An 11,485-nucleotide genomic window follows, 5' to 3' on the forward strand; every position below is an offset into this window, starting at 1 on the left:
CCAAGGCTTTCCATAGGCCACAAAAAGGGCGAAACCCGAGTCTGAGCGCCGAAAAATCCGACCCCACGCCGCTTTCCCTGCGTCGGTTCCGCGCCGCGGCCCAGCGCGGGGCTTGGCGCCGCCCGCCGATCGCTTACCATGACCCCGATGGCCGCCACCTTCGCCACCTTCTCCCTCGAGGGCGACAAGATCCCCGCGGACACCGCCGTGACCGGCTTCGAGGCCGTCGAGGCCGTCTCGACCCCGTACACGGTCGAGGTGCGCTTCGCGACGATGGACGCCGCCTTCCGGGTCGAGGACTGCCTGCGCAGCCGCCTCTGCCTGCGCGTCGTCGACACGGCCGGCAAGGAGCGCCTGTTCGACGGCATCGTCGACCGCGCCGGCTTCGCGCGCATCGTGGGCGAGGCCCGCCAGTTCGATGTCCGCCTGCGGCCCGCCCTCGCGGCGCTCGCGCACCGCGAGGGGTGCCGCATCTTCCAGGAGAAGAGCGTCGTCCAGGTCGTGCAGACGGTCCTCGAGGAGGCGGGCTTCGGCGACAAGGTCGAGTGGCGGAACGCGAAGGAGTACGAGCCGCGCGAGTTCATCGTCCAGTACCGCGAGTCGCACCTCAACTTCGTCTCACGCCTCCTCGAGGACAACGGCCTCTTCTACTATTTCCGGCACGAGGCCGACGGGCACACGATGATCATCACCGACGACCCCGCCTCCTTCGCGGCCTTTGAGGGGACGCCGGTGCTCTTCCGCATGGCGCAGGGCGGCCTCCCCGGGAGCGTGCCGCTCGCCAAGCTCACGAGGACGCGCGCGCTGCGCACGAACCGCGTAGTTCTCCGGGACTACGATTTCGAGAAGCCCGACGTGAAGCCCGAGTCCTCGCTGCCCCGCAAGGAGGCCCTCGACCTGCCCTATTTCGAGTACCCCGCCGGCTTCACCAAGGGGAGCGTGGGCGCGCGCCGCGCCGACGCCCGCATGCGCGAGCTCTCCGCCGACGCCGACGTGTGCGAGGGCGAGAGCCGCGCCTCCGGGCTCAAGGTGGGCGAGCCGTTCCTCGTCGAGGGCGCCGCGGAGCCGTGCCTGAACGGCGAGTTCGTGGTCACCCACCTGCGCTCGCGCGGCAACCAGACGCTCACCGGCGGAGAGACGAACTACGACGTCGAGAACCATTTCCGCGGCGTCCCCAAGGGCGCGCCCTTCGCGGCCGAGCGCCGCGCGCGGAGGCCGCGTATCCGAGGCATCCAGACCGCGGTCGTCACGGGGTCGAGCACCCAGGAGCAGGCCCTCCACGTCGACAAATACGGCCGCATCAAGGTCCGCTTCTTCTGGGACCGGCAAGGCCAGCAAGACCACACGGCGAGCTGCTGGCTGCGCGTCTCGCAGGTCGCGATGGGCGGCTCGATGGTCCTCCCCCGCGTCGGCTGGGAGGTCTCCGTCGCCTTCCTCGACGGCGACCCGGACCGGCCGCTCGCCCTCGGGCGCACCTACAACGCCGAGAAGACGCCGCCCGAGGCGCTCCCCGCCGCCAAGGCCTCCGGGACGCTCAAGAGCATGTCGTCGCCGGGCGCGGGCGGCCATAACGAGATCGGCATGTCCGACAGCTCGGGGAGCCAGGGCTTCGGCGTCCACGCCCAGAAGGACCTCAACGTCACCGTCAAGAATGACAAGGTCGACGAGGTCGCGGTCAACGAGGAGCAGCACATCAGCGTGAACGGCTCCCGATCGGTCAAGGTCGATGAGTCGATCTCCGTGGCCGGCGATCAATCGCTCGACGTCGGCGCGGTGCTCTCGCACAAGATCACGGGCAACCAGAGCATCTCGATCGGCGGCAACGACACGACCAACGCGATCAGCAACTACGTCGAGAAGATCACCGGCAACCGCGCCTACACGGTGAGCGGGAACCAGATCACGATCTCGAACGGCATCGAGCAGTCGATCACCGGCGACATGAGCCGCAAGGTCGGCGCGCTGCAGCTCTCGGGCAGCCTGGCCTCCATCAACGACAACGTCCTCGGCGGCATGACCGAGACCGTGGGCGCCGTGAAGGTGCAGCTCATCAACGGCAGCCACGGAGAGCAGATCTCGGCGAACAAGGACCAGACGTCGCTCGCGGCCGAGCTCCACCTCACGAAGGGCTCCCTCTCCCATGTGGCGGCCGGCGTCACGAACCTCGTGGGCGGTCTCCATTACCAGAAGCTGAACGGCGATCTCGTGGTGCAGGCGCCGCTCATCACGCTCCTCGGCGCGGTCGGCTCCTTCAAGGGCGGTGGCAGCGAGCTCAAGCTCGGCGGCGGACCCATCGTGATCAAGGGGACCAAGATCGCGGTCAAGGGCGCGCTGGTGGTCAAGATGGGCGCGTCGATGAAGCTCGGATCGTGAGGTCCAGGGGCGTTTGTGAGGTGAAGAGTGGCTGAACATCAACTCCTCGCCATCCCCGCCGTCAGCGTGGAGGGCAAGATCTACCGGGTGCTGCGCTTCGAGCTCACCGAGCAGCTCTCGGAGCTCACCCGCCTGGAATGCGAGCTGCTCGACGACGAGGCGGCGCTCCCGCGGCCGAAGGAGGTCGTCGGCAAGCGCGCGGTGTTCACGCTGTCGCGCAGCGACGACACGCAGACCCGCACCTTCGCGGGGACCATCGTCCTCGCCGAGCTCCTGCCCGACCCCGACGACGTGCCCACGCTGCGGGTCCACGTCGCGCCGGCGCTATGGAACCTGGCGCAGCGCGCCGACTGCCGGATCTTCCAGGAGAAGAGCGCTGTCGACATCGCGAAGGAGGTCCTGGAGAGCGCGGGCGTGCCCGCGAGCCAGCAGGACTGGCGCGTGACCGAGCCGCACCCCGCGCGGGTCTACACGGTCCAGTACCGCGAGCGGGACCTCGATTTCGTCCACCGCCTCCTCGCCGAGGAGGGGATCTACTTCGCGATCCACACGAAGGACGAGTCGGACGTGGCCGTCTTCAGCGATTCGCCGACCGGCCTCGAGGACATCGAGGGTACGACCTCGCTGCCGTTCTTCCAGGACTTCGGCGTGGAGGGCTCGGCGGATCGCGTGGTGCGCCTCTCCCGCGAGGTCTCGGTGCGGAGCGACAAGGTGTTCGTCCGCGATTACAACCCGGAGAAGCCGTCGCTCAAGCTGGAGGCGTCGGCCGAGGGGAGCGACCCCGGGGAGCACGTGCTCGAGATCTACGACTATCCGGCGCGCACCGCCGACGTGAGCGGGGCGGAGCGGCTCGCCAGGGTGCTGCTCGACGCCGTGCAGGCCGAGCGCGACGTCGTGCGCGGCGAGACCGGCTCGCTCGCGCTGCTCCCGGGCCGGCGCTTCTCGGTGGGCGGCCACCCCTACGACCCGCTCAACCAGGAGTACCTCGTGGTCCGCTCGCGCATCGCCGGCAGCCGGCCACGGAACTTCGAGCTCTCCGGCGGCGCCGCCGTGCAGGAGGGCGCGCGCGACCTGCGCTTCATCTGCGAGTTCTGGGGCGTACCGACCGGGACCACGCGCTACAGCCCCCCGCGGCGCGCCCGCGAGCAGGTCATCCCGGGCGCGCAGACCGCGATGACGACCGGGCCCTCGGGGCAGGAGATCCACACGGACGCGAGCGGGCAGGTGAAGGTCTCCTTCCACTGGGATCGATCCGGCAAGAAGGACGACACGTCGAGCCGCTGGATCCGCACGAGCCAGGTGCCGACCGGCGGCTCCATGCTGCTGCCGCGCGTCGGCTGGGAGGTCACGGTGCGCCACGTCGAGGGCGACGCGGACCGGCCCTTCGTGATGGGTCGCCTGTACAACGCGCTCACGCCGCCGCCCTACGCGCTGCCGAAGGAGGCCGGGAAGAGCTCCCTCCAGACGGCGACGACGCCGGGCGGGGGCAGCAGCAACGAGCTTCGCATGTCGGATACGAAGGGCGGCGAGGAGATGTTCATCAACGCCTCGAAGGACATGTCCACCGAGGTGAAGAACAACGCCACCGAGTCGATCGGCAACAACCACTCGAAGAAGATCGGCGCGGACCAGACGACGAACGTCACGAACAGCATGACGAGCAGCGTCGGGGCCAACCAGAAGATCTCGGTCTCGGGCAACCAAGCGATGAGGGTGGAGACCTTCCACGTGGACGACATCGGCGGCGACCACACGCTCGCGATCGGCGGGAACCGCGACATGAAGGTCGGCGGGGATCACAAGCGCGACGTCACCGGCGACAGCACGCTCAACGTCTCCGGCAACCAGATCGACCTCGTGGTCGGCTCGGTCACGGACCAGACCCTGGCCGCCTTCAACCACGAGGTCGGCGCGGCGCTCGTCGAGCTCACGCTGGGCCACCGCTCCGTGACGGTGCAGGGCGACCGGAGCGAGACGGCGACGGGCGCCAAGGTGATTGCGGTCAAGGCCGGGCGCGGCGTCCAGGTCGGCGGATCGATGAACGTGAAGGTCGGCGGCGCGATCGTCAACGTGGCCAACGGGGATCGCGTGGAGAGCTCGCTCGGCGCGTACACCGAGCTCGCGGGGGGCGCGCAGATCGTCAAGGCGAACAACGTCGTCTTCGAGGCGACCGGCGCGCTCACGCTGGTCATGGGCGCGTCGATCGTGTCGCTGACGCCCGCGAGCGTCGCGATCATCGGCCTGTCCGCGAAGCTCGACGGCGACGTCGCCGACACCGCCGCGCTGGTGATCGACAACTGAGGAGCAGGAGGCGAACGTGGCACGCGAGACGATTGCGCACTTCACGATCGACGAAGTCCCCGCCGCGCGGGTGCTCCGCTTCGAGTCGATCCACGAGGCGGGCAGGCCGCTCGTGCTCGACGTCGAGGTGATCCTCCACATGTTCCAGGAGCTCGACGCGATGATCGGGAAGAGCGCGGTGCTCTCCTTCGGCGCGCCCGGCGAGGCGCCGCGCGTCCTCGCCGGCACGGTGGAGGCCGCGACCTCGATCGGCTCCACCGAGCTCGGCATGGAGGCGATCGGCGCGCGCTACGCCGTGCGCGTCGTCTCCTCCCTCGCGCTCCTCGCGCGCAGCGTCGACTCGCGCATCTTCCAGGAGATGAGCGCCAAGGAGATCGCCCAGCAGGTCCTCGAGGACCACGGGGTCGCGCGGGTCGCGTGGCGGCTCAGCGGCGACTGCCCGAAGCGCGAGTACTGCGTGCAGTACCAGGAGAGCGCGCTCGCGTTCATCTCGCGGCTCATGGAGCACGAGGGCATCTACAGCTTCGTCGAGGTGGACTCCGACGGGGAGCTCCTCGTCTTCGACGACGACAGCACCGTGGCCGCGCCGATCCCCGGCGACCCCGCGCTGCCGCTCCGGCGGCGCACCGGCCTGAGCGCGGCCGACGAGCGCGACGCGATCTACGCGATCCGCGAGCTCGAGCGGGTGCGCTCCGGCAAGTTCGTCCTCCGCGACTTCGACTTCAAGCGGCCGCAGCTCGACCTCACGGCGACCGCGGCGTCGAGCGAGCACGCCGAGCTCGCGCGCTACGACTACCCGGGCGGCTATTTCGAGCCGAGCGACGGGCAGCGGCTCGCGCAGATCCGGCTCGAGGAGGAGCAGGTCGAGCGGCGCACGCTCGAGATCGACGCGGTCTGCCCGCGCCTCGCGGTCGGCCAGAAGCTCACGATCACGGACGCCGGTGAGCTCGACGGCGAGTATTTCCTCTTCGCGGTGACGCACACCTTCGTCCACGACGACGGCGAGGAGCGTGAGGGCGCCGCGCCGCGATCGAGGTCGCGGGCGCGCCTCGTGCCGGCCGACGTGAAGTACAGGCCGCGGCGCATCACGCCGATCCCGGTCATCGAGGGGCCGCAGACGGCGACCGTGGTGGCGCCGGCCGGCTCGCAGCCCGAGGCGATCCACACCGACGAGCACGGCCGCTGCAAGGTCAAGTTCCACTGGGATCGTGGCGAGGCGACCGACGACAAGGCCTCGTGCTGGATGCGGGTCGCGCAGCTCCAGACCTCGGGCTCGATGATGCTCCCGCGCATCGGCTGGGAGATGATCGTCGAGTTCCTCGAGGGGAGCCCCGATCGTCCGATCGTCACCGGCCGCCTCTACAACGGCGTCTACATGCCGCCGTACGCGCTGCCTGAGGGCAAGACCCGCACGGCGATCCGGACCGCGAGCACGCCGGGCGGCGGCGGCGCCAACGAGGTCCGCTTCGAGGACAAGGCGGGCGCCGAGGAGATCATGATGCACGCCCAGCACGACATGAAGACGGCCGCCGCGAACAACGCCAAGAAGAACATCGGCAACAACGAGACCACGGTGATCGGGAACAACGCGTCCCTCGAGGTCGGCGGCAACCAGACGACGAAGATCACGAAGGGCTCGTCGAACACGGTGGGCGCGGATCAGACGATCAGCGTGGGCGGCAACCGCACCGTCGAGGTGAACGCGGTGTCGGCGGTGACGGCGAAGGGCAGCGCGACGACCACGGTGGGCGGGAACCAGTTCGAGATGGACGGCAACCCGCTCGAGGCGATGCTCGCGCTCGCGGCGCAGGCGGCCGTGCAGTTCGCGAGCGTGATGGCCAACAACGCGATCTCGGCGCTCCAGGGGCAGGTCGACGGCGCCATCAACCAGGTGATGGGGCCGATCAACGCGTTGACCCAGAAGGCGCAGGGGGTCGCGGGCGCGATGAGCGCCGTCGCCGGCGGGGACATGAGCCGCATGCCCGCGATGATCGCGGGCGCGTCGGGCATCCCCGGCGCGGGCCAGCTCGCGGCCTCGATGGGCGGCGGCGCCGGCGGCGGCGGTGGTGGCGGCGGCGCGCCGGGTGGGTCCGGCCCGCCCAACATGCTCGCGTCGATCGCCGCGAACGCGGTGCACAGCAGCCTCGCCGGTCGGGTCTTCGTCAAGCCGGAGGCGCTCGCCTCGGCGCTCGGGATGGACTCGAGCGGCGGCGGCGGCGAGTCGATGGCGAACGCCGCCGGACCGGAGGGCAACGTCGATGGCGTCGACGCGACAGATCGCGAGAAGGGGCCCGGGCACACGACCGCGAAGGTCGCGGGCACCCACAAGGAGGACGTGGGATCGATGAAGGTCCTCGGCGCGATCAAGGACATCGACAACAACGTGACCGGCAAGAAGACGATCGACGTCGGCGCCGCGACGGTGCAGGTCGCGTTCGGCAGCTACGCGGAGAGCGTCACCGGCTCGAAGACCGAGAAGGCGACGGGGCTCGTGGTCCTCAGCAATGCGGGCGAGAGCGAGACGATCACCGGCTCGCGCACCGCGATGGTGGGCGGCGCGGTCGTCGACAAGCTCAAGGGGTCGCACGTCGTGCAGGCCGTGGGGCCTGCGACGTTCATCGGGGCCTTCCACAAGGTGGAGGCGAAGGGCGCCATCGTCTTCAAGTGCGGCGCCAGCGAGGTGGTGATCGACGGCGGCGGCGTCACCATCAGCTCGCCGCTCGTGGCGTTCCTGGCCCCGAAGATCCAGCTGCCGAAGAAGGTCTCGGAGGTGTGATGGCGACTCGTTTCGACGGTGGATCGGGGGAGGCCGGCGCGTCGCTCTCGCTCGCGGCGCCGGACGCCGAGGCGCCGGCGGAGGAGGCGTCCGAGTCGCCGCGCGTGACCCTGGACGACGTGCTCGCCGAGCCGGCCGCGGCGCCGCTTCCGGCGCGGAAGGCGCAGCCGCTCGGCGCCGCGATGCGGACCGCGCGCGTCGCCGCGATCGCGGGGCGGATGGCGTCGATCCACCTCCGTGGCGCGGAGGGGCCCGTCGACGCTCAGATCGCCTCCGACGTCGACCCCGAGGTGATCGCCGACGCCCGTGCCCGCGGCGACGCCGTGCTCGTCGAGCTCTGCGAGGGTGAGCCCCCGCTTATCGTCGCGGCCCTGACGACGCAGCGGCCGAAGGCGCTCCACCTCAAGGCGACCACCATCTCCATCGAGGGCGACGAGGAGCTGCTCCTCCGCTCAGGCAGCGGCGCTCTCCGCATTCGCAAGAACGGCGACATCGAGGTCGTGGGCAGCCGTATCAGCGCCGCGTCGCGGGGGCTGTTCCGGATCGTGGGGAGGCTCTTGCGGCTGAATTGACGGCACGCACAGCGTGTCCGCTGAAAGCTCCATTCATCATACCTTTCACCAGGGAGCGTAGAAGCAGCGATGCGAACGGCACCTGTCCCCAACATCCCGGCGATCCCGGGGATGAACCCCGGCGTATTCGTTCTCGGCGGAGGCGGCGACGGCGGCGGGGCCGGCGGCCGTGGAGGCGGCGCGGGCCAGGGCAAGCAGGGGGCGAACGGCAAGAACGGGGGCGACAGCGCGTCGGGTGGCGGCAAAGGCGCCTGCGGCTCCGGCCAGAACGGCGGGGCGTGCCCCAATCATCATGGAAAGAAAGGGAGCGGCAAAGGCTCCAAGGGAGACCCGGTCGACATCGTGACAGGCCGCGTCTTCACGATTCCCGTCACCGACTTGCACTTGCCGGGCCCGCTGCCGCTGACGCTGACGCGCAGTTACACGAGCGCTGCGCGCGACCGCGACGTCGGGCTCGGGCGCGGCTGGTACCACTCGTACGCGTGGGAGGTGGAGGTACGCCGCGGCCGGACGAGGCTCTGGACCGGGAACGGCATGTACGTCGACTTCACGCCCATGCGCGTCGGCGAGTCGGCGGTGGGCCCTTCCGGGTGGCTGCTCGTCCGCGGCCAGACCGGCTTCGTGCTCGATCGGGGGGACGGCCGGTGGCTCGTCTTCGAGCACGTCTGGCAAGAGCGGTACCTCCTGTCGGCGGAGACCGACTCTCACGACAACCGAATCTCGTTCTTCTACAAGGACGGCGTCCTGGCGCAGATCGTCGACTCGGTCGGGCGCAGGGTCGAGGTCCGCTCCACCAGGGAGGGACGCATCGCGTCCTTCGAGGTGAAGAACGCGGCGCATCGAGGCCAGCTGGTCCCGTTCGCGAAGTATCGTTATGACGACGCGGGAGACCTGGTGGTCGCCGAGGACGCGATGGGCGAGGCGACCAGGTATACGTACACCGATCATCTCCTGACGTGCCAGGCGCACCCGACGGGCCTTTGCTTCTACTTCCGCTATGACGGGGATGGACGGTGCGTCGAGACATGGGGCGCGTTCCCGGATCGTGAGGACGAGAGCCTCGCCGCCGATGTCCCGGCGCTGCTCGCCGACGGGATCACGGCCGCCAAGGGCATCTTTCACACGAAGCTCGAGTACGGGCCTGACAGCTACGTGGAAGCCGCCGACTCGATCTCGGTCGAGCGCTATTTCGGAAACGACTTCGGGAGCGTCGATAAGGCGGTCACGGCCGCCGGCGTCTTCAGCCGCACGTACGACCGGTGGGGAAACCTGTTGTCGTTCACCGACGCGATGGGAGCGACGACCCGCTGGGAGAGGGATGCCCGCGGGCGGGAACTCCGGATCACGGATCCTCTCGGACGCGTCACGACCTTCGAGCGCGATGCCGACGGGCACATCCGGAGGGCGGTCGATCCTGCCGGGGGCGTCATCGAGACCGGGCGCCTCACGGGCGGGCTCGTGTGGCGCGACGCCATCGGGGCCATCTTCGAGGTGCACTTCGATCGCCGCGGGCTCACCACGCGGACCGTCGCGCCGAACGGTGGGCAGACGCTGTATAGGTACGACGATCACGGAAACCTCGTCGAGAGGACCGACCCCACGGGCGCGGTGACGCAGTACGCGTACGACTACTGGGGCCGGCGCCAGAGCATGCTCGACGCGTCGGGGGCGATGGGCACGTACACCTACGACGACGCCGGCCGCCTCCGATCCGAGCGAACGCCGGACGGCGGCGTGACGCGCTACGAGTACGATCCGTCCGGAAACTGCACGGCGATCCGGCACCCGAACGGTCACACCACCATGCACCGCTATGCGGGATACAACCGCATCGTCGAGACGCGGAGAATGCCAACAGGTTTGAGACAGGCCAGACGAGAATCCTATGAGTGGATCGCGCTGAGGGGCGGGTTCCGGCTCTGGGCAGCATCCGGTCGAGGTCGGAGCGGCCGCGGCACGGCGGTGGGCGTGGCGCCAGGTTCGGGCGCGGCGCTGGTCGTGCCCGTGTGCGTGGGCGCCGCGGCCTCTCCGGCAGCATCGTCAACGGACAGCGGGTTGATGGCTACCGAAGCGGGCGGCCTGCGCACGACGGGCGGCCCGTTCGGGAAGCGTTCCGGATGCGCGGCGTAGGCCGTGTCCAGGGCGACCTGGCGCCGAGCCGCGATATCTTCGACTCGGCCGTAGAATACATCAGCAGGTGTGAAGAGCGCAAGTCCAGAATGCTGATGAAGGTCGTTATACCAGCTGAAGAACTCCTGGCACCACGCTCGTGCATGAGCCAGCGAGGCAAAGCGGTCCGGATAGTCTGGCTGGTACTTGAGCGTCTTGAACTGCGACTCGGAGAAGGCGTTGTCGTCGCTGACGTGAGGCCGGCTGAAGCTACGAACGACGCCGAGCGAGCCGAGGAGCTGAGCGAGCCCCTCCGACCGCATCGCGGAGCCGCGGTCGGCGTGCACCGTGAGCGAGCCGGGCTCGACGCCGTGGCGGGCGACGGTCTCTGCGAAGAGGTGCTCGGCAAGCTCCGCGCTCTCGCGCTCGGCGAGCAGCCAGCCAACGGTCATGCGACTGAACAGGTCGAGGACGACATACAGGCAGTAGAAGACCCCAGGCAGCGACCCGCGCAACTTGGTGATGTCCCACGTCCAGATCTGGTTGGGAGCCGTGGCGGTAAGCGTTGGCTTGGCATGCGTCATCGGTCCACGCTGGGCGCGCCGCTCCCCGCTCTCGCCGGAGGCGGCGAGCAGCCGGTACATGGTGCGGATGGAGGCGAGGTAGACGCCGCGCGACAGCAGCGTCGCGTAGACCTCCGGCGGGGGCTGGTCGACGAACTCCTCGCTGTGCAGCACGTCGAGCACGGCTTGCCGCTCGGGGTCGCTGAGCCGGCGTGGGCTCGGAGCGGGCCCGGTCAGCGCGGACGGCTTCGCGGGCTGAGTCTGCCGGTAGAGCGTGGCGCGGCTGACGCCGAGTGCCGCACACGCCTGGGAGATGGGGACGTGCGGGTCATCGAGCTCTTCGATGACGTCCATCAGCGCTCTTCGTCGTTCGTGAGGTTGATGCCCAGAATGGCAGAGACTTTTTTTTGGAGGTCGATGAGCTTCTCAGCGAGCGCGAGCTTCTCCTCGAGCCGCGCCGAGCGCTTCTCGAGTTCGGCGATGCGCCGGTCCTTCGCGTCGTGCTTCGGCTTGCGGCCGGGCTTGCGCCCCGCGAGAGCCTCGCTGCCGTGGAGGGCGAGCTGCTTGCGCCAGGCCGTCAGGAGGGAGCTGTAGATGCCCTCGCGGCGCAGCAGCGCCTCGATGTCCCCGCGCTGGGTGCACGCGGCCGCCTCGCGAACGATGCGCAGCTTCTCCGCCGCCGAGAACTTCCGCCTCTTGCCCCGCTTCGGCACAGTCTCGACGGCGACGCCACTCGGGCGGGGAGCAGCGCCCTGCGCCGCTGGGGCGGGGGTAGGATCGACGGATCGGAG

The 11,485-nt window shown here is 69.7% G+C and carries 6 protein-coding genes and 1 pseudogene; 5 read left to right on the forward strand and 2 right to left on the reverse strand.

Annotation, left to right across the window (positions count from 1 at the left end; all coding sequences use genetic code 11):
- The first annotated feature begins 147 nt into the window (after positions 1 to 147).
- The 5 genes from WMF36_RS16180 (at position 148) to WMF36_RS16200 (ending at position 10,152) form a co-directional block, all read left to right on the forward strand.
- A complete protein-coding gene (locus WMF36_RS16180; RefSeq protein ID WP_437580503.1) occupies positions 148 to 2,373 on the forward strand; it encodes a type VI secretion system Vgr family protein in 2,226 nt (741 codons plus the stop codon).
- A 27-nt stretch (positions 2,374 to 2,400) separates the two neighbouring features.
- Positions 2,401 to 4,674 carry a type VI secretion system Vgr family protein gene (locus WMF36_RS16185; protein WP_437580504.1) on the forward strand — a complete coding sequence of 758 codons (2,274 nt, stop codon included), beginning with the start codon at positions 2,401 to 2,403 and terminating at the stop codon, positions 4,672 to 4,674.
- A gap of 16 nt (positions 4,675 to 4,690) precedes the next feature.
- Positions 4,691 to 7,450, forward strand: a complete 2,760-nt coding sequence (locus WMF36_RS16190; protein WP_437580505.1) for a type VI secretion system Vgr family protein — start codon at positions 4,691 to 4,693, stop codon at positions 7,448 to 7,450.
- On the forward strand, positions 7,450 to 8,022 hold the full coding sequence (locus WMF36_RS16195; protein WP_437580506.1) for a hypothetical protein: 573 nt from the start codon (positions 7,450 to 7,452) through the stop codon (positions 8,020 to 8,022). Before WMF36_RS16190 ends, WMF36_RS16195 begins: the two co-directional genes overlap by 1 nt.
- Positions 8,023 to 8,091: 69 nt before the next feature.
- The gene (locus WMF36_RS16200) at positions 8,092 to 10,152 is read left to right on the forward strand and encodes a DUF6531 domain-containing protein (protein WP_437580507.1); all 2,061 of its coding nucleotides are present in this window, start codon (positions 8,092 to 8,094) and stop codon (positions 10,150 to 10,152) included.
- 77 nt (positions 10,153 to 10,229) lie between these two features.
- On the opposite strand, the pseudogene WMF36_RS16205 reads toward WMF36_RS16200, so the two are convergent.
- Positions 10,230 to 11,048 (reverse strand): annotated as a pseudogene (locus tag WMF36_RS16205) (IS3 family transposase); the annotation flags it as partial.
- Positions 11,048 to 11,407 (reverse strand): transposase, encoded by a 360-nt coding sequence (locus WMF36_RS16210; RefSeq protein ID WP_437573832.1) that lies wholly within the window; start codon positions 11,405 to 11,407, stop codon positions 11,048 to 11,050. The gene WMF36_RS16210 and the pseudogene WMF36_RS16205, both read right to left, overlap by 1 nt.
- Between the last annotated feature and the right edge of the window lie 78 nt (positions 11,408 to 11,485).

The sequence above is a fragment of the Sorangium sp. So ce887 genome, assembly GCF_051521455.1.
Lineage (GTDB): Bacteria > Myxococcota_A > Polyangia > Polyangiales > Polyangiaceae > Sorangium.